Raw genomic sequence first — 23431 nt, forward strand, 5'->3', positions numbered from 1 at the left:
CCCATGTAATGCGCGCGTCCGCACCATGGATAGTTCCGGTCGAGAACCGAATTCCCGGTCTCGACGCGCCGCGACCAGCTGTTATTTGGCTACTGGCTGGTAATCGGCACTTTCATTGCGCTGTTTCCCAGTAGGGCGAGCTGTTCTTTCTCACGCGCGAACCCGCGCTGAAAGCACTCGGCAATTGACGCGCATGATAAGGAATAGTCAATCTTTTACGGCAAAACGCTCCGGGCATATCGCTGCCCTCGAAGTGTGGCCGGACCCGACCGGGCCGACAAGGCACGGTGGCACCGGTGTCATCGAGGGTTACCGGCGCTGGAGGGGCCAACCGGAACGTGCCCGGCGCCGGCGGGCTGAGACCCGGCAGCGGCTGGGATTGCCAGCTCTGTAGACATTCGCCGAAATTTCGGGGCGCAGTATTCTACATCAAACGGACATTCATTGACAGTACATAGGCCAAAATATACGATCCGGCGCGTAGACAGGGGGCACACTGCCCGTTTCTGAGAAGGAGTTGGTGTGACCACTTCCGCTCTGCTGGATAGTGACGTCGAGCGGGCCTTTCCGACAGATCTCGCGACCGTCCCCGACCGGGATGCCAAGCTGATCTGCCTGCGCGAGCTGCACTCGCACTACATGGACTTCTTCGTTCCGCCCGAGCGCAGCGCGCAACTCGGCGAGTGGAGCACCCCGGCCCGGGTGGCCGCCATCGAGGCGGCCTGGAACTCCTACGAGGAGGCGCGGGTGCTGGCCGGCCCTGCTCTGCCGACCGCCGCGGCCGACTTTCGGGACTGGTATTTCGACTTCGCCTCCCAGCACGAGTACCACGACCTCTGCGACTACGTGCGCCACCAGGGGACGCTGCTCGACGTCGGAATGTTCATGCTGGCCGAGGAGAAGGTCGACGGCCGCTTCGACGACATCATCGCGCTGTCGCAGGTAGGCACCACGGGCGTCACCAAGATGACGATCGCGGAGAACTTCTGGGACGAGATGGGCAACGGCGACCCGGCCGGCGTGCACACCGACATGTTCGACCACTCCACCAGCTGGTTCCGCCGCGAAGTGGTGGAGCCGCGCGGGGTAGACCTCAGCGTGCTGGAGCAGCCGGAGGTCTACAACAACGCGGTCAACCTGCTGATGTACGGGCTGCGCCGGCGTTACGCGCTGCGCAGCCTGGCCGGCATCGGCCTGCTGGAGCAGACCGCGCCGGCTCGGTTCGGGGCCACGGTCGAGGCCTGCCGCCGGCTGGGAGTGCCCCAGGACGTGGTCCGCTACCAGGAAGTGCACGTGCACGTCGACGAGGACCACGGCCGCGAGTGGTTCGATCACGTCTTCACGCCGATCCTGGACCGCGCCCCGGAGACGGTGCACGAGATCGCCCTCGGTGTCGCCATTCGCGGCAACGTGGCCAGCGAGTTCTACCGCCGGGTCCGAGATGTCCTCTTCGGTCTCGGCTGACGGGGCCTCGGCAGCTGACGCGCAGCCGCCGCTGCGGGGGGAGGACCTCTTCGGCCCGGAATCCCGCCAGTTGCAGGAGCAGTTCGACACCCGGCGGCTCGCCGACCGGTTGGTGCAGCACTTCGTCCGGCCGGGTCTCTCGCCCGAGCAGGCGAAGTTCATCTCAGGCTGCCGGATGGTCTTTCTCGCCACCGTGGACGCCGCCGGCCGGCCCGAGTGCACCTACAAGGGCGGTCGCCCGGGCTTCATCCGGGTGCTCGACGACCGGACGCTGACGCTGCCGTTCTACGACGGCAACGGGTTGTTCTCGACCCTGGGCAACATCCGGGCGACCGGACGGGTTGGGTTGTTCTTCATCGACTTCGAGGAGCAGTACCGGCTGCGGGTGAACGGCACGGCGCAGGTGGCCGAGCCCGATCCCGACGCCGACCCTGGAGCGCTGGTGCTGGTCACGGTGACCAGCGAAGTGGTCTATGACCTGTGTGAGCGGTACGTGCATACTATGCAGTTCGTACAGGAGTCCGAGTACTGTCCGGCGCCCGGCTACCAGCCGCCGCCGGCTCCCTACCTGGCCAAGCCGCTCTACGACGGGGTACGGCCCGGCCAGCCGCCGGGTGACCCGATCGCAGACAGCGGCGAGAGGAGCCCGTGACATGTCCAGCGTGACCGGAAGCACCAGCGACCAGTCCGCGTCGGCGGCGGGCAGTCCTGCGCAAGACCCCTCCCGCCGTCGCTCGAGCACCCGGTCGATGTCGCTGCTGACGATCGCGGCGGTCGCGTTCAGCATCCTGTCCTGGTCGGCGGCGTTCGTCGGCGTGCGCGACGCGGTGCGGCACTTCTCGCCCGGCTCGCTCGCCCTGTTCCGGTACCTGATCGCCTCGCTGGTGCTGGGCGCGATGCTGGCGGCCTTCCGGTTGCCGCTGCCCCAACGCCGGGACCTGCCGCAGCTGGCGCTGGTCGGCCTGTTCGGCGTCGCGACCTACAACCTCACCCTGAACTTCGGCTCCCAGTACATCAAGGCCGGCTCGGCCGCGTTCCTGGTCCAGACCGCGCCGCTGTTCACCGCCATCTTCGCCGTGCTGCTGTTGAAGGAGCGGGTCACCTCGATCGCGTTCGTCGGCATGGGGATCGGTTTCGCCGGCGCGCTGATGATCTTCTTCGGTGAGGGCAAGGAGGTGTCGCTGGAGCCGGCGGCGCTGCTCCTGCTGCTCGCGGCGTTGGCGTTCAGCCTCTTCTTCATCTGCCAGAAACCGCTGCTGGCCCGCTACAGCGCGATCCAGGTGATCACCGTCGCCGTCTGGCTGGGCACGCTGATGATGATCCCGTTCGGCCTGGACATCGGTTCGGAGGTGGCCGACGCGCCGGCCTCCGCGATCTGGATGGTGGTCTTCCTCGGCGTCTTCCCCGCCGCGCTGGCCTACGCCTCCTGGGCCTATGCCCTGTCCCGGATCCCGGCGTCAAAGGCGGGCAGCTTCCTCTACATCGGCGGGCCCACCACCGTGGTGATCGCCTGGCTCTGGCTCGATGAGGTTCCCTCCCTGCTGTCGCTGATCGGCGGCCTGGTGGCGCTGACCGGCGTGGTGATCGTCAACACCTGGGGACGGGTCTCGGCGAAGCAGGCCACCGCGAGGCAGGCCGAGGCGCAGCAGACCACGGCGCTGGAGACCGAAGCGTTGGAGACCGCAGCGACGCCGACCGAGCCGAAGCGGGCCGGTGACCTCCCGAGCCGGTGATTTCCGCGGCCCGTGACCTCCCGGGCCGGTGACCTCCCGAGCCGGTGACCTCCCGGGCCGGTGACCTTCCGGGCCGGTGAATGCGGCTGGGTGCGGCGCTACCGGTGCGCGTCGGCGAGCACCCGGAGCAGGTTCTCCCCGGTCAGCGCCGCCAGCTCGGCTTCGGACCAGCCGCGCTCCAGCAACTCGGCGATCAGCGCCGGATAGCCGCTGACATCCTCCAAGCCGACCGGCAGCCGGTCACAGCCGTCGTAGTCCCCGCCGATGCCGACATGGGCCAGGCCCGCGACCTCGCGGACGTGCTCGATGTGGTCGGCGACCTGGGCGATGGTCGCGGTGGGCCGCGGCCGGCTATCGGCGGCGTAGCGGGCGGTGGCCGCCATCCGCGACTGCCAGTCCCGGATGTTCTCGCCCCGCTCCACCATCTGCGCGCTCACCTCCTCGTCGAAGGCCCGGCAGTCCTCGCTGACGAAGGACGGCACGAAGGTCACCATGCAGAGGCCGCCGTTGCCGGCCAGCGTGCTCAGCACGTCGTCGGGCACGTTGCGCACGTGATCGCAGACCGCCCGGGCCGAGGAGTGGCTGAAGATCACCGGCGAGCTGGTCACCGCCAGCGCGTCGCGCATGGTGCCGGGCGAGACGTGTGACAGGTCGACCAGCATGCCCAGCCGGTTCAGCTCGGCGACGACCTCGCGGCCGAAGTCGTTCAACCCGCCCAGCACCGGCTCGTCGGTGGCCGAGTCCGCCCACGGGACGTTGTCGTTGTGGGTCAGCGTCAGGTACTTCACGCCCAGGCTGCCCATCACCCGCAACACCGCCAGCGAGCAGTCGATCGAGTGGCCGCCCTCGGCACCCATCAGGCTGGCCAGCTTGCCCTGGCTCCAGGCCTGCCGGACGTCGGCCGCGGTGTTGGCCAGCACCATCCGGTCCGGGTAGCGGGCCACCATCCTGAGCACCACGTCGATCTGCTCGAAGGTGGCGGTGACCGCCCGCTCGCCGGCCCAGCCGGCCGGCACGAACACCGACCAGAACTGCCCGCCGACGCCGCCCTCGGCCAGCCGTACCAGGTCGGTGTGGGTGCGGCTCTGCCGCTGGCCGATGTCGTAGGCGTCGAGGTCGTAGTTGACCTGTTCCCTCAGCTCGAAGGGCAGGTCGTTGTGCCCGTCGATGATCGGGTGCCGGGCCAGCAGTTCCCGGGCAGCGGCGAGTGAGTCCACAGCACTTGTCATAGCTGGACGCTTTCGCCGGCGTCCAGGTGCTTGAAGCGGGTCACGCCGTAGAGCTCGCCGACCCGGCTGAGCTGCCTCTCGTAGAGTCCGAGCCCGGTGCTGTTGAGCAGGCCGTCATGGATCTGGAAGGCCCGGGGGGCCCGCACCGAGATGGTGAAGTCCAGCGCCTCGGCCACCTTCGCCCACGGTGCGTTGATCGGCACCAGCAGCGCCTCGACGATCGCGTTGGGCACCGTGAAGGAGTCACCGGGGTGATAGACCGCGTCGCCCACCAGGTAGGCGACGTTGGCGACCACCGGGATCGAGGAGTGGATCAGCGCGTGCTGCCCGCCGTAGGTGCGCACCTGCAGGCCGCCGGCCGTGAAGGACTGCGCCGGCCCGACGGCGGTGACCCGCTCGCTCAACACCTGGTTGCCGGCCAGTTGGTCAGCGACCGCCAGCGGCGCCCAGACCTTCAGCGCCGGGTTGGCGGTGGCCGCCGCGGTCAGCTTGTCCACGTCGAGGTGGTCGGCGTGCTCGTGGGTGATCAGCACCGCGTCGATATCGGTGAGCGCCTCGGAGACCTCGCTCCAGGTGCCCGGGTCGATGACCAGCCGCCGGTCGCCGTCGGCGATCCGGACGCAGGCATGGCCGAACTTGGTCAGCTCCATGGGAGGTACTTCACCACATCAGGCGGCAAACGCATACCGTCGAAAGCGTGCCCGCTGTGATGTGGTTCCGCCGCGACCTGCGACTTCTGGACAACCCGGCGCTGATCGCGGCGGCCGAGGCCGGCGGTGGCTCGGTGCTGGGCGTGTTCGTGCTGGACCCGGCCCTGCTCGCCCCGTCCGGCGCTGCCCGGCTGGCGGTTCTGTACCGGAGCCTGCGGTCCCTGGACGCCCAGCTGGGCGGCGACCTGGTGGTCCGCCACGGCCGGCCGGCGACCGTGCTGGGCGAGCTGTGCCGCGAAGTGGCCGCCGACTCGGTGCACTGCGCCGCCGACTTCGGCCCGTACGGAGCGGCCCGGGACGAGGCGGTGGCGCAGGCGTTACCGGCGCCGCTGGTGCGGACCGGCTCGCCCTACGCGGTGCCGCCCGGCCGGCTCGTCAACGCCTCGGGCGCCGGCTTTCAGGTGTACTCGGCCTTCTACCGCGCCTGGCTCGCGCGCGGCTGGCCCGAGCCCGCGCCGGCCGCCCGGACCCAGTGGCTGCCGGCCGACCAGGTGCGCCGCGACGGCATTCCCGCCGACCCGCGACTGCCCTCGCAGCTGCGGCTGCCCGAGGTCGGCGAGTCAGCCGCCCGCCAGGCCTGGCAGTCCTTTCGCGACGGCCCGATCGAGCGGTACCGCCAGGACCGCAGCCGGCCGGACCTGGCCGGCACCTCGCGGATGTCGGTGCACCTGAAATGGGGCACGGTGCATCCCCGGACCCTGCTGGCCGACCTGCGGCCGCAGCACGAGGTGTACCGTAAGGAGCTGGCCTGGCGGGAGTTCTACGCCGACGTCCTGCACCGCCGGCCGGACTCCGCGCGCGAGCACTACCGCACCGAGCTCGCCGACCTGCCGCACCCGACCGGCGAGCTCGCCCGGCAGCGGCTGGCCGCCTGGGCCGCCGGCCGGACCGGCTACCCGATAGTCGACGCCGGCATGCGCCAGCTGCTGGCCGAGGGCTGGATGCACAACCGGGTGCGGATGATCGTGGCCTCGTTCCTGGTCAAGGACCTGCACCTGGAATGGCAGGCCGGAGCCCGGCACTTCATGGCGCACCTGGTGGACGGCGACCTGGCCAGCAACGTCCACGGCTGGCAGTGGGTGGCCGGCACCGGGACCGACCCGGCGCCGTACTTCCGGATCTTCAACCCGAGCCTGCAAGGGCAGAAGTTCGATCCGGACGGCGCTTACGTCCGTCGCTACGTGCCCGAGCTGGCCGGGCTTCCGGCCGACCGCATCCACGAGCCGTGGCGCGCGCCGGGCGGCCTGCCGCCGGGCTATCCGGACCGGATCGTCGACCACGCGGCCGAGCGGGCCAAAGCCCTGGCCGACTACGAGTCGGTCCGCGCGGTGCGCCGCTGACAGCTCCCGGCCTTTTTCGGCTCGGTTCGCGCGAATCGTCGTTTATTCGGCGTGAGGTGACTTAAGGTAACGACAGGAAAAGGCCCAGCCTGGTGAGGAGGACTCGATGAGACGCGCTCTGTCTGCGAAGGACGAGGCGCGCGCCGGCGCGCGTTCGGACACCGAGTCACCCGCCTCCGACACCGTGGAGGCCGCGCCGGTCCGGCGTACGGTCGGCCTCAGCGGCCTGGCCGTCGCCCCCAGCGCCGCCGCCGGCCCTGTCGCCAACGGCCCGGTCGGGCCAGCAGCCGACCTGGGAGCGCTGCGCCGCCAGGCCGCCCAGCACGGCGGTCCGACCATCCGCCGGATGACCGTCGGCGGGGCCCCGGCAGCCACGTCGGTGTCCGGGGCGACCCACACCAAGCACGTGATGGCCGTGGCCGGCCAGGCCGCCGACGCCACGGCCGGTTACGGGTCGCGCACCTTCGTGACCGACGATGCGACGCTCATCGGGGCGGTGAACGCCGACGCCACGGACTTCGCGGCCGGACCGGCCCGGTCGGCCCGGGTCGACGTCAACGCCATGGTCCCGATCTACCAGTACGACAAGACCAACGCCCCGCCGGCCGGCCTGGCGGCCGGGCAGCCGGTCAACAGGACGATCAACGGCGTGGCGACGAACTGCGAGATCGGCGCGGTCAAGACCGGCGCCGGCGACATCTCCATCACGCACTTCAAGAGGGCCTGACATGACACCGCGCGTCGAAACCCGCCCGTACGCCGTGCTCGACCATCCGTGGGCCGAGAAGTTCCTCGCTCGCCGCCGGTCCTGGGACTGGCACGGACCGGCCGAGATCGACGTCTTCGACGCCGGCGGCGTGATCACTGACCTGCTCGAGGACTGGCGGACGGCGATCTTCCACGTCGCCGACGGCAACCACACGCTGCAGGAGTTCATCTCCAGCATGGCCGACCAGTACGGCGACCCGGCGGCGGTGCCGGCCGAGCTTGCTCAGCTGCTGCTGGCCGAAACCCGCGCGCTGGTCGAGGACCGCCAGGTCATCGAGCTGTGGGACCGGGCCGCGGACCTGGCTGACGACTTCGACCTGCCCCGCTCGCAGCGCCACCTGCTGACCCCCGGCGACGAGACTGCCGGCTGATCGGCACACAGATCGGCCGGCCATCAGCAACCGGTGACCATCCGGACGGCTGGCTGCGCCCGGATCTCGTCCGCCTTCGGTGCTCGCAGCAGCCCGCTGGCCACGTAGAGGCGCGCCAACCGGTCGGCGCGAACCAGCCGCAGCGAACCCGACCGCAGGTTCGTCGCCACGAACGCGCGGATGGTGGCGTCGAAGCTGGTGCGGCAACGGGGCTGCCCGATCAGGACGGTGTCGATGCCGTGCAGGGCCTCGGGCAACCGCACGTGCACGGGGGCTGACCCGGTGAACGTCGACACCTCGACCCGCAGGAATCCGGTCGTCAACACCGCGCCGTGCAGTCCGAGCCGGGTGCGGATCTCGGGGAGCGCGACCGCGCCGTCCCGCTGCAGCCGCGCGACCTGGTCGAGCTGCCCGATCGACGGGATCGCGATCGCTGCCAGCGCGCAGGCCGCCGCCAGACCTGCGCCGCCACGCGCCAGCCGGCGGCGCAGGTCTGGCGGCCAGTCGGCGGACCGCGCTCGCCCGCCCCGCCACATGAACTCCCAGCAGCCCAGCGATGAGAGCGCCACCGCGGCCGGAAGCCAGAGCGTCCAGTAGAAGGGCAGCACCACCCCGGCCAGCCAGCAGTGAAAGGCCAGCGGCCCGACCAGCGCGGCGACCAGCCAGCCGACCAATCGGTCCCGGCGCAGCACGACAGCCGCCAGCATCGTCAGCGGAATCGTCCAGCTCAGGATCGGACCGATCCCGTGAGCGGCGAACCACAGGTTCGTCCACCAGGGCGGGTGAGTGGACAGCTGCCCGTCGAATCCGACGAGGTGCCCGTCGCGGGAGTGCCGGGATTGGAAGCGGTACAGGTAGCCGATCCGCCCAACCGGGTCACCGAAGGGCAGGTAGCAGCAGAGGAAAGTGCCCGCCGCCGCGGCCACCGCGCCGAGCGACTGCAGCAGCCGGACCAGCAGCGCGGTCAGCGGACGCAGCGACCACGCCAGGCCGACAGCTATCGGCGCCACCAGGCCGAGAAAGCCGTTCTCCTTGCTGGCGCTGGCCAAACCGGTGCTGATACCCGCGCCGATCGCCAGCACCCAGGCCCGCCGACCGGAATACCGGAACCAGTACCACCCCAGCGCGAGCGAGCCGACCATGAAGAACCCGGCGACCGGGTCGAGCATCGCGGTCCGGCCGAAGCGGGTGACCTGCGGGGCCACGCTCATCGGAATCAGCGCCAGCGTGCTGCCGGCCAGCAGTCCCACCCACCTGTTGACCGCCGCGCCCAGCCAGAGGCACAGGATCAGCGCGGCGCCCACCGTGCACGAAGCGCTGACGGCACGCGCGGCGCCGATATCCGGCTGCCCCTGAACGAGTTCGGCGACGCCGAAGAGCACTTTGGCCAGAGGTGGATGCTCGAAGTTGTTCAGCGCCGAGGACCGTTGCGCGGCGGTGAGTGAGTCCCAGTGCAGGTATCGCCACGAGACATTCGCGTACAGGGCCTCATCGACCTGGATCGGCGCCCGCGAGAGCCGGTAGAAGTTCTGGAAGACCGCCGCGGCGGCAGCGAGGGTCGACGCGAGGAGAAAGGCCGGCGTCCAGGGGTTGAGCCGCTTGCTGGACATGACACGCTCCTAGGCAAGGCAAGGCGATCCGGCCTATTGGCCGGTTACGCCCTTACTGCCTAGACACCTGATGCCCGCAATCCGTTGCCTGCCAGCCGACATCGCGGCCCCGCGTCTCGCGGTCGCCCAACCCCGAGCACGCCATTGTGCGGCCGGAAACGTCGTGGCCAAGGCCGTTCGAGCGACGTTTCGGGCCGCACAATGCGTGTGGACGCGCCGCTAGCAGTCCCACCCGGTGGAGCCCCTGGCCCTCGACTCCGTGGAAGACTCTCCGGAAACCCACCCCTTACCCCCAGACGTCGGAGCAACCATGACCAACCTCGCGAACGTCGACCACTTCTTCGTCAAGCAGAAGATCACCATGATGGTGAACCGCTACGAGATCCGTGCCGCCCTGCCGGACGGCTCCGAGGGCGAAGTGCTGGCCGTCGCGCAGCAGAAGCGGATGGCGTTCAAGGAGCAGGTCACGTTCTACGCCGACGAGAAGCGCTCCGTGCCGGTGTTCAGCTTCAAGGCGCGCAAGCGGATCGACCTGGCCGCCACGTACGACGTGCTGGACGCCGAGGGTCAGCCGATCGGCAGCTTCCGCAAGGAGTTCGCCAAGTCCCTGCTGCGGTCCTCGTGGGAGCTCACCTGGGCGGCAGGCCTCGCCAGCGGGACCGAACGCAGTCAGGGCGTCGCCATCGCCCGGCGCCTGTGGGAGCGCCTGCCCTTCGTCGGCGACCTGCCGTCGCCGTTCCTCTTCCACTTCGACTTCACCGACGCGCAGGGGAACGTCGTCCTCTCCTCGGTGCGCAAGCGCTCGCTGCGGGACCGGTACGAGGTCACCGTCCCGGGCGGTCGGGTCGACGGCCGCGTGGCGGCGGCGATGGCGGTCGCGCTGGACGCGCTGCAGTCCCGCTGAGTCGGGCCACCCCGGCGGGCCAGCTGCCGCTCAGACCAGCCGGACGCCCCAGCTGCCGGTCCACTGCTGCCCTGGCTCCAGCCGGATCAGCCCCTCGCCGGAGTTGAAGGCGTTGGCCGGGCAGCTCATCGGCTCGATCGCCACCGCGTTGCGCCCGGGCGTGATGAACGGCGGCGTGAACACCTGCAGGTAACCGAAGGCGGCGTCCCAGCGGATCTCGACGCTGCGCTGCTCGGTGCGCAGCAGCGCCGCCGAGCCGGTCAGCTCGGTGAAGCCGTGGTCCAGCCGCAGGCCGCCGATCGGCCGGATCGTCCTGAGGTCGTGCGGGGTGCCTTCGACGCGATGGCGCCCGGTCGGGATCTGGCGGTCATCGGCCTCGATCACCGCCCCGGCCGGCACCAGCAGCTCGGCGGTGTCCAGCTCGTGCCCGGCCAGGTCCAGGTAGGGGTGAAAGCCGGCCCCGAACGGCGCGGCGGACCGGCCGGTGTTGGTGACGACCGCGCTCACCCGCAGTCCGGCGTCGGCGTCGAGGCGGTAGTCCAGCTGAAGGCGCAGCTCGAACGGGTAGCCGGTCTGGGGCGCCAGCTCGTGGGTCAGCGTCACCGACGAGCGGTCCTGGCGCTCGGCGCTCCACCGGACCCACTTCACCAGGCCATGGCTGGCGTTGAGCCGCGCGGGCTCGGTGAGCGGCAGCTGGTAGTCCTCGCCGTCGAAGCGGTAGCGGCCGCCGGCGATCCGGTTCGGCCACGGCAGCAGCACCGCGCCGCTGGACTTGGGCGGCAGGGCCCGCGTCGGGTTCTCCACGGTGATCGGCGTGCCGTCGTGCCACAGCCCCGCCAGGCAGGCCCCGACCTCGGCCAGGGTCGCCCGGTAACCGCCGGCGGCGATCTCGTAGCGCCTGCCGTCAAAGCTCATAGCGCCCTGCCGTCACACGTCATAGCGCCTGGCCGTCGAAGATCATGCGCTCGACGGTAGCGAGTCCGGCTCAACCGGGGGCTGGTGGGCGTCGTACTGCCAGAACGACCGGACGGCCCGAGCCGCGATCAGCACCGCGCCGGCGCACAGCAGGCCACCGCCCACCCACGACACCGTGACCGAGGTGAGCGAGGCGGTGGCGCCGGCCCGCAGGTCGCCCAGCCGGGGCCCGCCCGCCACCACCACCACGAAGACCCCCTGCATCCGCCCGCGCATCACATCGGGGGCGTAGGTCTGCAGGATGGTCTGGCGGTACACGGCGCTGACTAGGTCGGCCGCGCCGGCCACCGCCAGCAGCAGCACCGCAAGCCACAGCTGGTGGGCCAGGCCCGCCACCGCCACGGCCAACCCCCAGACCACGATCGCCGAGGTCAGGCTGACCCCCTGCCGGCGGACCCGGGCGATCCAACCGCCGGACAGCCCGGCCAGCACCGAGCCGATCGCGATCGCGGCGTACAGCGGGCCCACCTGACCGTGCCAGCGGTCATCGGCCACCTGCGGGTACAGCGCCCGGGGCATCGCGAACACCATCGCCACGATGTCGACCACGAAGGACATCAGCAGCACCGGATGCCCGCTGATGAACCGCAGCCCGTCCAGCACCGAGCGCAGCCCGGCCCGCGGGGACGAGCCGTCCGGCGGGATGCGGGGCAGCCGCACGTTGGCGTACATGGCCAGGGTGAACAGCGCGGCGTCCACGGCGTAGGCGTAGGCGAAGCCGTGCTGCCGGGTGACCAGCACCCCGGCGATCAGCGGGCCGATCACCTGGCCGACATTGCCCACTGTGAACGTCATGGTGTTGGCGGCCGGCACCAGTTCCAGCGGCACGATCCTGGGGATGATCGCCCCGCGCGCCGACGAGGCGACGCCGAAGAAGCCGGACTGGGCGGCGACCAGGGCCAGGATCAGCGGCACGCTGCGCAGGTCGGCCAGGGTCTGCAGCAGCAGCCCGACCGTGCACGCCCAGGTTCCCAGCGAGCTGATCAGCAGCAGCGTGCGGCGGTCGATGGCGTCGGCGATGGCCCCGCCGTACAGGCCGAAGACCACCAGCGGGATCAGCCCGGCCAGGCCCACCAAGCCGACCTGCAGGGACGAGCGCGACAGCTGGTAGACCTGCACCGGGACGGCCACCGCGGTCAGCATCGCCCCGATGAACGAGGTGCCCTGCCCCATCACCTGCCGCCGGAACGGGGCGATCCTCAGCGGCGCGGTGTCGATGGCGTGCCTGCGCAACCAGCCGGCCTCGGGCTCGGCCTCGGACTCGAGCGCTGCTTCCGGCCCGGGCGTGCCGTCCTGGGTCACGGGCCGAGCCGCTCGACCAGCCACTCCTCGCCGCCGGCCGCGCTCGTCTCGTCCGCCACGCCGTCGGCAAAGTCGGTCCTGCCGTCGGCGAAGCCGGCCGCCAGCCGGTAGCGCAGCCGGTCGTGCAACCGGAACTCCCGGCCCTGCCAGAACTCCGCCTCGGTCACCGTGATCCGGTAGCCGCCCCAGTGCGGCGGCGGCGGGATCTCACCCTCGCCGAAGCGTTCGGTGACCTCGGCCAGCCGCCGCTCCAGCTCGGCCCGGTTCGCGATCGACTCGGACTGCGGCGAGGCCCAGGCCGCCAGCTGTGCCCCGCGCGGGCGGGACGCGAAGTAGCGGGCGGTCTCGGCCGGGTCGACCTTGGCCACCGGGCCGCGCAGGCGCACCTGGCGCTCCAGCGGCAGCCACGAGAACAGCGCGGCGGCCACCGGGTTGGCGGTGAGCTGGCGGCCCTTGGCGGACTGGTAGTTGGTGTAGAAGACCACGCCGGCGGCGTCGAAGCCCCGCGCCAGCACGGTCCGCAGGTCCGGCCGGCCGGCCTCGTCGACCGTGGCCACCTGCATGGCGTTGGGCTCGTGGACCCGGTCATCGGCCACCGCCTGGACGAACCACAGCCGCAGCTGCTCCAGCCAGGTCGGCGCCAGCAGGTCCTCGCTCAGCTCGCCGGCGCCGTAGGAGCGGCGCAGGCTGACCAGCCTCGCCAGCGGATCGGTGGAGTCGGTCCCAGAGACGGTCACCCGGCCCATTCTTCCAGCCCGGCGAAGGCGCGTGACTGCGCCGCCGAAGGATAGGTAACAATGGACTCGTCGGGTGCATCGCCATCGCGCCCACAGCTCAGCGAGCCTTCCGCGCGGCTCCGCCAGACGGACGGTGAGCTGACCAAGCGATCGGAGTCAGTTGCATGTCAGACGATTTCAGCCCCGGCCTCGAGGGCGTCATCGCGTTCGAAACCGAGATCGCCGAACCTGACAAGGACGGTGGCGCGCTGCGTTACCGCGGCGTCGACATCGAGGAACTGGTCGGCCACGTCACGTTCGGCAATGTCTGGGCGCTGCTGGTGGACGGCAAGTTCGGGCCCGGCCTGCCGCCGGCGGAGCCGTTCCCGATCCCGGTGCACACCGGTGACGTCCGGGTGGACGTGCAGGCCGCGCTGGCGATGCTCTCCCCCATCTGGGGCTACCGGCCGTTGCTGGACATCAGTGACGACGAGGCCCGCGAGCAGGCCGCCCGGGCCTCGGTGATGGCGCTGTCCTACGTGGCCCAGTCGGCCCGCGGGGTCGGCGCGCCGGCCGTTCCGCAGTCGCGCATCGACCAGTCCCGCACCATCGTCGAGCGGTTCATGACGCGCTGGCGCGGCGAGCCGGATCCGCGCCACGTGGACGCCGTCGACGCCTACTTCGTCTCGGCCGCCGAGCACGGCATGAACGCCTCGACCTTCACCGCCCGGGTGATCGCCTCGACCGGCGCGGACGTCGCCGCCGCGATCTCCGGCGCCATCGGCGCGATGTCGGGTCCGCTGCACGGCGGCGCCCCGGCCCGGGTGCTGCCGATGCTCGAGGCGGTGGAGCGCTCCGGTGACGCCCGCAAGGTGGTCACCGACATCCTGGACCGCAAGGAACGGATGATGGGCTTCGGCCACCGGGTGTACCGGGCCGAGGACCCGCGCGCCCGCGTGCTGCGCCGCACCTGCAAGGAGCTGAACGCGCCCCGCTACGAGGTCGCCGCCGCTCTGGAGCAGGCCGCGTTGAAGGAGCTGCGCGAGCGCCGCCCGGACCACCCGATCGAGACCAACGTCGAGTTCTGGGCCGCGGTCATCCTGGACTTCGCCGAGGTGCCGCCGCACATGATGCCGGCGCTGTTCAGCTGCGCCCGCACCGCCGGCTGGGCCGCGCACATCATGGAGCAGAAGAAGACCGGCCGGCTGGTCCGCCCGTCGGCCCGCTACATCGGCCCGGATCCGCGCAGCCCGAAGGACGTCGAGGGCTGGGACAACATCGCGCACTCGTAGCGGCTGCTACCTGGGTGTGAAGCGGCGCGCCACATCCGTCGATCCGGCGTGCTCACGGCGGCCGAGGGTCCTATAGTCCCCAGGATATGGCGAGACAGGGCTCAGGCAGCTGGCGCAACTGGGCGGGCACCTATTCGGTGACGCCGGCCCGGCTCCAGTACCCATGCTCGCCGGACGAGGTGGCGGCCGAGGTGTGCCGCGCCGCCCAGGACGAGCTGTCGGTGAAGGCGGTCGGCGCCGGCTACAGCTTCACCGACATCGCGGTGACCCGGGGCGTGATGCTCGACCTGTCCGGGATGACCGGGGTGCTGGCCGCCGACAAGCAGACCGGCCTGGTGACCGTCGCCGCCGGGACCACGTTGCGGGAGCTGAACGAGCAGCTGTGGAAGCTCGGCCTGTCGATCAGCTGCCTGGGCAATCTCGATGCCGCCACCATCGCCGGCGCCATCGCCACCGGCACCCACGGCACCGGCCGGCGTTACGCCGGCCTGTGCAGCCAGGTACGGGCCCTGCAACTGGTCACCGCCGACGGGCAGCTGCTGGAATGCTCGGCCGAGCAGCATCCCGAGCTGTTCGCCGCGGCCCGGCTCAGCCTCGGCGCCCTGGGCATCATCACCGCGGTGACCCTGCAGTGCGAGCCGGCCTTCGCCCTGCATTCGGTCGAGGCGCCGGCCGACTACGACGACCTGCTCGAGGTGCTGGCCAAGCTGGAGCTTCGGGATCACTTCGAGTTCCTCTGGTTCCCGCACACCCGGCGGGTGCTGACCAAGGTGCAGACCCGGCTGCCGGCCGACGCCCCGCTGCACCCGCGTGGCGCGCTGCGCAGCTGGCGCGACGAGCGGTTCCTGGGCGATGTGGTCTACGAGGGCATCAACCGGCTGACCGCCACCTGGCCCAGGCTGACCGCCAGGGTGAACCGGCTCACCACCCGGGCGCTGCCCGAACGCAGCTACACCGACCGGGCCTACCGGATCGTGCCGAGCCAGGGCTCGCTGCTGTACCGCACGATGGAGTACGCGATTCCCCGGGCGTCGCTGCCGCACGTCCTGGACGAGCTCGACGACTGGGTGCAGCGTTCCGGGGAAGATGTCGTGTTTCCGGTCGAGGTCCGGCTGACGGCTGCCGACAACATCCCGCTGTCGCCGGCCTTCGGTCGCGAGACCTGCTATGTCGCGGTGTACCAGTACCACCGGCGTTCCTATGACCAGTGGTTCGCCGCCGTCGAGGCGATCGCCCGTGAGGCCGACGGCCGGCCGCACTGGGCCAAGCTGCACTACCGCTCGGCCGAGGACCTGGCGCCGGCCTACCCGCTGTTCGATGAGTTCCTCGCGGTGCGCGACACCTACGACCCGAACCGCCGGTTCAGCAACGACTACCTGCGCCGGGTGCTCGGCAGCTGATCGGGCTTGCGGGCGGCGGCTCGGGTCAGCTCGGCTCGGCTCGGGTCAGCTCGGCAGGTGAGGAGAGGCTGGGCAGCCCGGCGGCGCAATAGCGTCGCGGCATGGCCAGGACCCCGACCCAGCCGAGCCGAGCAGGCACCGTCGATTGGCCGGATGAGGTCGTCGCCCGCTATGTGGCCGAGGGCCATTGGGAGGGCCGCACCCTCACCGAGCCGATCTACGCCGCCGCCGACGCCGCCCCGGACGCGATCGCGGTCGTCGACGGCCCGCAGCGGTTGAGCTATCGCGCGCTCGTCGAGCGGGCCGACGGCGCGGCGCTGCGGCTGCGGGCGCTGGGGCTGCGCCCGGATGACCGGATCGTGCTGCAGCTGCCCAACTGCTGGGAGTTCGTCGTCCTGACGCTGGCGTGCCTGCGGCTCGGCGTGATCCCGGTGATGGGGTTGACGGCGCATCGCAGGCACGAGCTGTCGTTCCTGGCCGAGCACTCCGAGGCCCGGGCGATAGCGGCGCCCGACGTGATGCGCGACTTCGACCACCAGGCGCTGGCGCACGAGGTCGCCGCGGGCAGCGCCACCATCGAGCACGTGCTGGTGCTCGGCGAGCAGGTGCTGCCCGGCAGCGTGGACCTGCGGGCGCTGTGCCGGCCCGCCGAGGACCCGGCCGGCGCCCGCGCCCAGCTGGACGAGGCGGCGCCGGACAGCCGGTCGATCGCGCTGATGCTGCTCTCCGGCGGCACCACGGGGCTGCCCAAGCTGATCGCCCGGGCGCATGACGACTACGGCTGCTACGTCCGCAACACCATGCAGATCTGCCGGTTCGACGCCGGGACGGTGTCGCTGGTGCTGCTGCCGCTGGGCCACAGCATGCCGCTGGGCACCAACCTGGCCGTGCTGCGAGCCGGCGGGCGGCTGGTGATCGCCGCGTCACCGGCGCCGCCGGGGGTCTTCGACGTGATCGCCGACGAAGGGGTGACGGTCAGCGCGGCGGTGCCGGCGGTCCTGCAGCGCTGGCTGGAGCATCGCGAATCAGACACCAGCCACGACCTCAGCTCGATGCGGATGCTGCTGGTCGGGGGCTCCCGGCCGGCCGACCACCTGGCCCGCAGCATCGCCCCGGTGCTGGCGCGGGTGCTGCAGCAGGGCTATGGGATGGCCGAGGGCCTGGTGTGCCTCACCCGGCCGGATGACCCGGTGGAGGTGGCCCTGAACAGCCAGGGCCGGCCGATCACCACCGCCGACGAGCTGCTGGTGGTGGATGAAGCCGGCGACCCGGTGCCGCTGGGTGAGACCGGCGTGCTGCTGACCCGCGGGCCGTGCACGCCGCGCGGCTACTACCGGGCGCCGGAGCAGAACGCGCTCGCGTTCGTCGGTGACGGCTGGCTGCGCACCGGAGACATCGTGCGGGTGCGTCCGGACGGCAACGTGGTGATCGAGGGCCGGGACAAGGACATGATCAACCGCGGTGGTGAGAAGGTCTCGGCCGAGGAGGTGGAGAGCTTCGCCTACCGGGTGCCGGGGGTGCGGCTCGCGGCCGCGGTGGCGATGCCCGGCGGCGAGCTGGGCGAGCGGGTCTGCCTCTACGTGGTGCCCCGGGCCGGGGTCACGGTGGAGCTGGCCGACGTGCAGGACGTGATGCGCGCCGAGGGGGTGGCCCGGTTCAAGCTGCCGGAGCGGCTGGTGCTGGTGGACTCGCTGCCGAGCACCAACATCGGCAAGATCGACAAGAAGGCGCTGCGGGCCGACATCACCGATCGGTTGGCCGCCGAGCAGGCGTTGGACGTCCCCGCGGCCTGAGCGCCGGGCGCGGTTGAGATCTGAGACCCCGTTGCATCCGAACGGCTGGCTACCGTTACATGTGACAAGCGGAGGTGTTCTGGTGGCCGACCCAACGACTCGCGACCTGGTTAAGGCCGATCGTGCTCGCTTGCGGTCGCAGGCCTGCGTCCTATCCAGATCTGGGTGTCTGACGTGACTGCCGCCGGGTTCGCCGAGGAGGCGCACCGGCAGTCACGTGCTGTCGCGGCGAGTCAAGAAGCCGAAGCGGATCAGGCATTCGTAGATTCGGTCTCGGCCTGGCCTGAGGATTGAGACGGGCGAAATCTGGACCGTCGCCGATGTAGGTGACTACGCCGGCGAACCGCGGCTGGCCCTGATCCTGCAAGACCATCACACTTCGACACGGGCTCGGTCACGGTGTGCCTCCGCGTTGGCCGTCGTGCCGGAGCTGGTGAGTGCCGCCCGTGGCTTAGTTAACCCCCTAGCTGGTCACGGGTTGTAGACCAGCAGGTTCCCGGGGTAGCAGTCGAGCCCTGGTCCAGGGTAGACCGACCAACCTCGGCAACCTCGCTAGTCCTTAACCCTCCCTCATCCTCTCTCACGTGATGATGAGAGAATGTAGGTATGCGAGTGCTTAGCCTTGACTGTGAGCTAGGAGTCGATGAAGACCATTTTCAGTTCGGTTCATCCGTCTCCCTCTACGACTACGATGTCGTGTTTTGGAAGCCATCAGAGACGTTACGGATCTATTCGACGTACTCCGGCACCTTCAAAGGAAAAGACTCTCTTTCCGAACACCAGTCCGCCCGTCTAATAAGCGATGTTGAACGTAGACGTGCAGAGTTCCTGGAGTTCGTTGAAATGGGTCGCTGCCTTGTAGTGATTCTTCCAGGTGATACCGAAGTCTACGTAGACACTGGCGAGCGCACTTACTCGGGCACGGGAAGGAACAGGACAACCAACCAGATCGTTAAAAAGTTCGATCTGATGAGCGCTATACCTACTAACATTGAGCGAACATACGGTACCGGCGTTGAAATGACTTCCGCCAATGACTTAATGGCATCCTTGTTCCGCAAGACAAGGGCCTACTGGGCATACCGGTGCGTGCTTAAGAACGACAAGACGATCAGACCGCTGCTCCATGTCAAGGGAACCAAGAAGAGTGTTGCCGGGCTCATCAAAACAAAGTCTGGCGGGTTACTAATCTTGCTACCTGATTTATTACTTCCCTTCGCCGATGACGAAGAGCACGAGGATGACGCGGACTCCAGCGATGGTACCGGTGATGTCGAATCAAAGGGTGAGGCTGTAGACGAGCAAGATGATGAAGCGTGGCCTGCCGACCTTTTGCTCTCGTGGATCGAATCTATGGTCGTTGAACCTGATTCATCACTTCCCTCGTGGACTGCGAATTATCGATTCCCTTCCGAGGTGGAGCGCGCGGCGAAGCAGATCGAGCTAGAGAGGGAGCTAGCCGAAGTTCAGCACAGACTGGACATAGTGAAGGCAGAGCAAGCGCAGGATGAACGGTGGAAGACGCTTATTACAGGTTCAGGCCCGGCACTTGAGCGGCGTGTGCGAGAGGCTTTAGAGTTGTTTGGATTTGCCTTAGAGGAAGGTGATGCGGGTCGCACCGACCTAAGAGGAGAATATAAGGGTCAGCGGATCGTGGTCGAGGTCAAAGGGGTAACGAAGAGCGCCGCCGAAAAAAATGCTGCTCAACTCGAAAAATGGATTTCTGAAGAAATCGCAGACGGCGCGCATGCAAAGGGGATTCTTGTCGTCAACACTTGGCGCGATACGCCTCTTCGGAACCGAACCGAGGGTGACTTTCCCGATCAGATGTTGCGGTACTGCATCCAGCGCGAGCATTGCCTAGTAACCGGCTTGCAGTTGCTTGCAATGGCACGCGCTTGTCATGAGGATGGAAGCCGCAAGGCAGAAATCGCAGAACTGCTCATGACTACCGTCGGCCCGATCGAAAACTGGACAGATCTCCCCGGAATCTTCGCAGCCGAGACTGCAACCGAGGTCACAGATGTACCACCTGAAAATGAGCGGGCCGCTCAAGTTGGGACGGCAGAAGCGCCATCGAATAGGCGAGCTACCACTTGACTTGAAATAGCAACATAACTCGGGCTGCTAGGGCTGCCTTGAGCAGCAGTTCACCGTCATGGAGCAGAGCGAGCTGAGACGTCGCGGTCGAGTTCGTCGGCTTGGTCCGCGGCCACGATGAGAGCGGCGGCTAGTTGGCGGGCTGTCCCGGACGGTAGGAGCGTTACGGATCGCGCGGCGACGGCCGGGGGTTCTGCGATGACCCGCACCAGCCGGTGACCATCGCCGTCTGAACGTCGGACGGCGAGGTCGACAGTGAGATCGACGGGCCTGCCAGCTTCGTTGATGGCGACGGCCCTGCGAGCTACGGGGCGGGATACGCAGAACGGCCCATGGTCGCGGCCGGGCGGCAGGTCGCAGAAGGTGGCGTGGGGACGTGGCATGGCGCTCGACCTTCGGTGGGCGGTTACGGCCTCATCAGAATAGTCAACGAACCTGTACTGCAGTCAAGGTTCGTTGACTGCAGTCTGGACGAGTGTCGCGCCCACCCGAGCCCAACCATGAGGCGCTGCGACACGAGCTGTCCCGACTGCGGGCCGAAAAGCGCCTCACCTACGACAAGCTCGCGGAGCTGACCGGACTGTCCCGCACGGTGCTAATCAACCTGGAGCACGGCACCACCCGCGGCTCACTGGACACCTGGCACCGGGTCGCCCACGGGCTCGGCGTGCCACTCGGCAGCCTGATAGACCAGCTGTGCCGAGGGCACCGCCCACCGTCCTAACCGCGCGATGCTTGCAGGCAGCCCACCGACCTCACCGTCAGCCGTGGTAACCGCCGCGAGGGCGCTCTCAGCCGATCCGGGCAGGCATCGCCTTGACAGCGTTGACGAAGTTCGACTCCAGCCGCACCACCGGCCCGGTCAGCTCCAGCCGCGGCAGGTGCGGCCGGATCGCGGTCAGCAGCGCCGCGAGCTCCAGCCGGGCCAGGTGGGCGCCGAGGCAGAAGTGCGGGCCGATGCCGAACGACAGGTGCGGGTTCGGGTCGCGGCTCAGGTCGAGCCGCTGCGGGTCGGAGAACACCGCCGCGTCCCGGTTCGCCGAGATGTAGAACAGCACCACCTTCTCGCCTGCGGCGATCGGCTGCCCGCAGAGCTCGGTGTCCTGCACGGCCGTCCGGCGGAACTGCATGATCGGGGTGATCCAGCGCAGCAGCTCCTCGACCGCCGCCGACACCGGCGCGGCCCCCGAGACCAGCGCGTCCCGCTGCTCCGGGTGCTCCACCAGCGCCTGCAGCGAGCCCGCGGTCAGGTGCCGGGTGGTCTCGTTGCCGGCCACCACCAGCAACAGCCAGAAGTTGCAGAACTCCCTATCCGACAACCGTTCGCCGTCGACTTCGGCGTTGGCGAGCAGGCTGATCAGGTCACCGGTCGGGTGCTCGCGGCGCTGCATCCCCAGCTTCAGCGCATAAGAGAACGCCTCGGCCATGGTGGTCCGGTAGGCGTCGACATCGCCGCCGCCGTACTCGGGATCATCAAATCCCACCAGGTGATTGCTCCACCGGTACAGCTGGTGCCGGTCCTCGGCCGGCATGCCCAGCAGGTCCGAGAGCACCAGCAACGGCAGCTCGCTGGCCAGGTCGGTCACCACGTCGAAGTCCCCGGCCCGCACCACCTTCTCGACCAGCGCCTCGGCGTGCGCGGTGACGCTGCCGGCCAGCTCGCGCACCGCCCGCGGCGTGAACACCGAGGTCACCAGCTTGCGGATCCGGCCGTGCTGCGGAGCGTCCATGTTCACCAGCAACTGCCGGGTCAAACGCAGGTCACCCGGCGTCCGCGGGTCGGTCAGAAAGACACCCTTGGCGGCCGAGGAGAAATCCTGCGAGCGGCGAGAGGCCGACAGCACCGCCTCATGCGTGGTCGCCGCCCAGAATCCCGAGCCCTGCGAGGCGATCCGGCCGCCGGTGCTGTGCCGCCACAGCAGCGGCTCGGGCACCCAGGCCACCGGCTCGTGCTCGCGGCGGCGGCTGAACTCCTCGTGCGGCACGCCGACGGCATAGGTGCCGGGATGGGCGATGTCGGGATAGCCCGGCGCGTCCACGCTGGCTGAGGTCATCGGGGCGCCCTGTCTATAGGAGAAGATCTGTCTGCTGGAGAAGACCTGTCTGAGAATGGTCCGGCTGCTGGGGACGGTCCGGCCGGCGAGGTCAGCAGCGCTGAATACGCTTCTCGCAACGGCTCTTTGCGGATCTTGCCGGTCGCCTCGCGGGGCAGCTCGTCGACGAAGTGGTACGCGCGCGGCGCCTTGAACCCGGCCAGTGACCGGCGGCAGTGCCGGGTGAGCTCGGCGGCCAGCTCCGCGGGCGCGCCCGGCTCGGCGACCACGATGCCGACCACCCGCTCACCGAACTCGTCATCGGCCACCCCGATCACCGCGGCATCGCGCACCGCGGGATGGTCCAGCAGCACCGCCTCGACCTCGGCCGGGTAGACGTTCACCCCGCCGGAGACGATCAGATCCTGCGCCCGGCCGGTGAGGTACAGAAAGCCGGCCTCGTCCAGGTAGCCGACCTCGCCGTAGGTGAAGGTGTCCGAGCCCAGATAAGCCGAACGGGTCTTGTCCGGCGCGTTGTGGTAGCGGAACCGCTCGCCGGCGCGGCGGCGGACGAAGATCCGTCCCGGCTCGCCGACCGGCACCGGGGCGCCGTCCTCGCCGACGATCACGATCTGGCACGGCGGCACCGCCTGCCCCACGCTGCCCGGCCGGCGCAACCAGTCCTCGGAGCCGATCAGCGTCACCACGCCGCCTTCGGTGGCGCCGTAGTACTCCACCAGGATCGGCCCCCACCACTGGATCATCTCCCGCTTGACCTCTGCCGGGCACGGGCCGCCGCCGTGCCAGACCCGGCGCAGGCTCGCGCCGGAGAACGCCGCCCGGGCCGCCGGGTCGACCCGCAGCAACCGGATGAACTGGGTGGGCACCAGGTGGGTGGCGGTGATCTGCTCCTGGTCGATGATCCGCAGCGTCACCACCGGATCGAAGGACGGCCGGATCACCAGCACCGAACCCTGCAGCAGCGCCAGCAACGCGAAGAACAGCTGCGAGGAGTGATACCACGGCCCGTCCAGCAGCACCCTGCCGCGGGCCGGCACCTCCAGCACCACCCGGGCGTAGCGGGCCAGCTTGGCCACCCGGGAGAACGGCGCGTCCACCACGAACAGCCCGTTGACCACGCCCTTGGGCGCGCCGGTGGTGCCCGAGGTGTAGAGCATCGTCGAGCCGCAGCGCTGATCGGCAGGTTCCGCGGGGCTCGCCGCGGCAAGCAGCGGCTCGACCGCCTGGCAGCCTTCAAGATCCTCGCCGCCCAGCACCAGCCGCAGGGCGCAGTCGGTGGCCGAGCGCGCCGCGGCGCCGGCCGCCACGGCGAAGGCCTGCTCGGTGACCAGCGCCCGGCTGCCGGAGTCGGACAGGATGTAGCTGATCTCGGGCTCGGTCAGGTGCCAGTTGACCGGCACCACCGTCACGCCGGTGTGCAGGCAGGCCAGCAGCACCTCCAACGTCTCGCGCCGGTTGCCCAGCACGCAGGCCAGCCGGTCACCCGACCCGAGCCCCTGGCTGGTCAGCAGGTCGACCCACCGGTTCACCCGCTCACCCAGCTGACGCCAGCTCAGCGTGACGCCGTCGTCCACGATCGCGGGCGCGTCGGCGTCGTGGTCGATGTGGTCGTTCAGCAGCGTGGCCATCAGCCGGGCTGCTCCTCTCTACCAGGCTCTCGCGGGGCTTCC

The 23431-nt window shown here is 69.7% G+C and carries 20 protein-coding genes; 12 read left to right on the forward strand and 8 right to left on the reverse strand.

The genetic code is table 11. The features are described from left to right. Nucleotides 1–522: 522 nt before the first annotated feature. From VF557_00910 to VF557_00920, 3 genes are read left to right on the forward strand one after another with little or no spacing between them, the layout of a single operon-like run. Nucleotides 523–1464, forward strand: a complete 942-nt coding sequence (locus VF557_00910; GenBank protein ID HEX8078748.1) for an iron-containing redox enzyme family protein — start codon at nt 523–525, stop codon at nt 1462–1464. Beyond that, nucleotides 1442–2116 carry a pyridoxamine 5'-phosphate oxidase family protein gene (locus tag VF557_00915; protein HEX8078749.1) on the forward strand — a complete coding sequence of 225 codons (675 nt, stop codon included), beginning with the start codon at nt 1442–1444 and terminating at the stop codon, nt 2114–2116. The genes VF557_00910 and VF557_00915 overlap by 23 nt, the downstream gene beginning before the upstream one ends. 1 nt (nt 2117) lies before the next feature. After that, nucleotides 2118–3197, forward strand: coding sequence for a DMT family transporter (locus VF557_00920; GenBank protein ID HEX8078750.1), 1080 nt, complete (start codon nt 2118–2120; stop codon nt 3195–3197). Nucleotides 3198–3295: 98 nt separating this feature from the next. On the opposite strand, the gene VF557_00925 is transcribed toward VF557_00920, so the two are convergent. Further along, complete coding sequence (locus tag VF557_00925) at nt 3296–4426, reverse strand: dipeptidase (protein HEX8078751.1); 1131 nt, start codon at nt 4424–4426, stop codon at nt 3296–3298. Beyond that, a complete protein-coding gene (locus VF557_00930; GenBank protein ID HEX8078752.1) occupies nt 4423–5076 on the reverse strand; it encodes an MBL fold metallo-hydrolase in 654 nt (217 codons plus the stop codon). Before VF557_00930 ends, VF557_00925 begins: the two co-directional genes overlap by 4 nt. A gap of 47 nt (nt 5077–5123) precedes the next feature. Here VF557_00930 and VF557_00935 point away from each other — a divergent pair, with 47 nt between their 5' ends. From VF557_00935 to VF557_00945, 3 genes are all read left to right on the forward strand, one after another. After that, entirely contained in the window at nt 5124–6476 is a 1353-nt protein-coding gene (locus VF557_00935) for a deoxyribodipyrimidine photo-lyase (protein HEX8078753.1), read from the forward strand. A gap of 106 nt (nt 6477–6582) precedes the next feature. Then, entirely contained in the window at nt 6583–7203 is a 621-nt protein-coding gene (locus tag VF557_00940) for a hypothetical protein (GenBank protein ID HEX8078754.1), read from the forward strand. A 1-nt stretch (nt 7204) separates the two neighbouring features. Continuing rightward, a complete protein-coding gene (locus VF557_00945) occupies nt 7205–7615 on the forward strand; it encodes a hypothetical protein (GenBank protein ID HEX8078755.1) in 411 nt (136 codons plus the stop codon). A 23-nt stretch (nt 7616–7638) separates the two neighbouring features. Here the strand turns inward: VF557_00945 and VF557_00950 are convergent, their stop codons facing one another. Continuing rightward, nucleotides 7639–9225: a phospholipid carrier-dependent glycosyltransferase gene (locus tag VF557_00950; protein ID HEX8078756.1), complete on the reverse strand. Its 1587-nt coding sequence runs from the start codon at nt 9223–9225 to the stop codon at nt 7639–7641. 310 nt (nt 9226–9535) lie between these two features. Between VF557_00950 and VF557_00955 the strand changes: the two genes are divergently transcribed. Further along, nucleotides 9536–10129, forward strand: coding sequence for a hypothetical protein (locus VF557_00955; protein HEX8078757.1), 594 nt, complete (start codon nt 9536–9538; stop codon nt 10127–10129). 30 nt (nt 10130–10159) lie between these two features. Here VF557_00955 and VF557_00960 read toward each other — a convergent pair whose 3' ends face one another. Genes VF557_00960 through pdxH form a run of 3 tightly spaced genes read right to left on the reverse strand, consistent with a single transcriptional unit; the run spans nt 10160 to nt 13143 of the window. Then, entirely contained in the window at nt 10160–11044 is an 885-nt protein-coding gene (locus VF557_00960; protein ID HEX8078758.1) for an aldose 1-epimerase family protein, read from the reverse strand. 42 nt (nt 11045–11086) lie between these two features. After that, a complete protein-coding gene (locus VF557_00965) occupies nt 11087–12406 on the reverse strand; it encodes an MFS transporter (GenBank protein ID HEX8078759.1) in 1320 nt (439 codons plus the stop codon). Further along, nucleotides 12403–13143: a pyridoxamine 5'-phosphate oxidase gene (pdxH, locus tag VF557_00970; GenBank protein HEX8078760.1), complete on the reverse strand. Its 741-nt coding sequence runs from the start codon at nt 13141–13143 to the stop codon at nt 12403–12405. Before pdxH ends, VF557_00965 begins: the two co-directional genes overlap by 4 nt. Nucleotides 13144–13307: 164 nt before the next feature. On the opposite strand from pdxH, the gene VF557_00975 reads away from it, so the two are divergent. From VF557_00975 to VF557_00995, 5 genes are all read left to right on the forward strand, one after another. After that, nucleotides 13308–14414, forward strand: coding sequence for a citrate synthase 2 (locus VF557_00975; protein ID HEX8078761.1), 1107 nt, complete (start codon nt 13308–13310; stop codon nt 14412–14414). Between the two features lie 86 nt (nt 14415–14500). After that, nucleotides 14501–15814 (forward strand): D-arabinono-1,4-lactone oxidase, encoded by a 1314-nt coding sequence (locus VF557_00980; GenBank protein ID HEX8078762.1) that lies wholly within the window; start codon nt 14501–14503, stop codon nt 15812–15814. A 101-nt stretch (nt 15815–15915) separates the two neighbouring features. Beyond that, nucleotides 15916–17607, forward strand: coding sequence for an AMP-binding protein (locus tag VF557_00985; GenBank protein ID HEX8078763.1), 1692 nt, complete (start codon nt 15916–15918; stop codon nt 17605–17607). A 612-nt stretch (nt 17608–18219) separates the two neighbouring features. After that, entirely contained in the window at nt 18220–19707 is a 1488-nt protein-coding gene (locus tag VF557_00990; GenBank protein ID HEX8078764.1) for a hypothetical protein, read from the forward strand. Between the two features lie 475 nt (nt 19708–20182). Next, the gene (locus VF557_00995) at nt 20183–20431 is read left to right on the forward strand and encodes a helix-turn-helix transcriptional regulator (protein HEX8078765.1); all 249 of its coding nucleotides are present in this window, start codon (nt 20183–20185) and stop codon (nt 20429–20431) included. 67 nt (nt 20432–20498) lie between these two features. On the opposite strand, the gene VF557_01000 is transcribed toward VF557_00995, so the two are convergent. Further along, on the reverse strand, nt 20499–21761 hold the full coding sequence (locus VF557_01000; protein ID HEX8078766.1) for a cytochrome P450: 1263 nt from the start codon (nt 21759–21761) through the stop codon (nt 20499–20501). After that, a complete protein-coding gene (locus VF557_01005) occupies nt 21758–23389 on the reverse strand; it encodes an AMP-binding protein (protein ID HEX8078767.1) in 1632 nt (543 codons plus the stop codon). The genes VF557_01000 and VF557_01005 overlap by 4 nt, the downstream gene beginning before the upstream one ends. Between the last annotated feature and the right edge of the window lie 42 nt (nt 23390–23431).

It is taken from the genome of Jatrophihabitans sp. (genome assembly GCA_036389035.1).
GTDB lineage: Bacteria > Actinomycetota > Actinomycetes > Mycobacteriales > Jatrophihabitantaceae > Jatrophihabitans_A.

Coding starts and splice junctions, on each gene's coding strand:
- VF557_00920 (HEX8078750.1), top strand. CDS start 2,118: ATGTCCAGCGTGACCGGAAGCACCAGCGACCAGTCCGCGTCGGCGGCG.
- VF557_00950 (HEX8078756.1), bottom strand. CDS start 9,225: ATGTCCAGCAAGCGGCTCAACCCCTGGACGCCGGCCTTTCTCCTCGCG.
- VF557_00985 (HEX8078763.1), top strand. CDS start 15,916: ATGGCCAGGACCCCGACCCAGCCGAGCCGAGCAGGCACCGTCGATTGG.
- VF557_00955 (HEX8078757.1), top strand. CDS start 9,536: ATGACCAACCTCGCGAACGTCGACCACTTCTTCGTCAAGCAGAAGATC.
- VF557_00980 (HEX8078762.1), top strand. CDS start 14,501: ATGGCGAGACAGGGCTCAGGCAGCTGGCGCAACTGGGCGGGCACCTAT.
- VF557_00915 (HEX8078749.1), top strand. CDS start 1,442: ATGTCCTCTTCGGTCTCGGCTGACGGGGCCTCGGCAGCTGACGCGCAG.
- VF557_00930 (HEX8078752.1), bottom strand. CDS start 5,076: ATGGAGCTGACCAAGTTCGGCCATGCCTGCGTCCGGATCGCCGACGGC.
- VF557_00940 (HEX8078754.1), top strand. CDS start 6,583: ATGAGACGCGCTCTGTCTGCGAAGGACGAGGCGCGCGCCGGCGCGCGT.
- VF557_00925 (HEX8078751.1), bottom strand. CDS start 4,426: ATGACAAGTGCTGTGGACTCACTCGCCGCTGCCCGGGAACTGCTGGCC.
- VF557_00975 (HEX8078761.1), top strand. CDS start 13,308: ATGTCAGACGATTTCAGCCCCGGCCTCGAGGGCGTCATCGCGTTCGAA.
- VF557_01005 (HEX8078767.1), bottom strand. CDS start 23,389: ATGGCCACGCTGCTGAACGACCACATCGACCACGACGCCGACGCGCCC.
- VF557_00960 (HEX8078758.1), bottom strand. CDS start 11,044: ATGAGCTTTGACGGCAGGCGCTACGAGATCGCCGCCGGCGGTTACCGG.
- VF557_01000 (HEX8078766.1), bottom strand. CDS start 21,761: ATGACCTCAGCCAGCGTGGACGCGCCGGGCTATCCCGACATCGCCCAT.
- VF557_00945 (HEX8078755.1), top strand. CDS start 7,205: ATGACACCGCGCGTCGAAACCCGCCCGTACGCCGTGCTCGACCATCCG.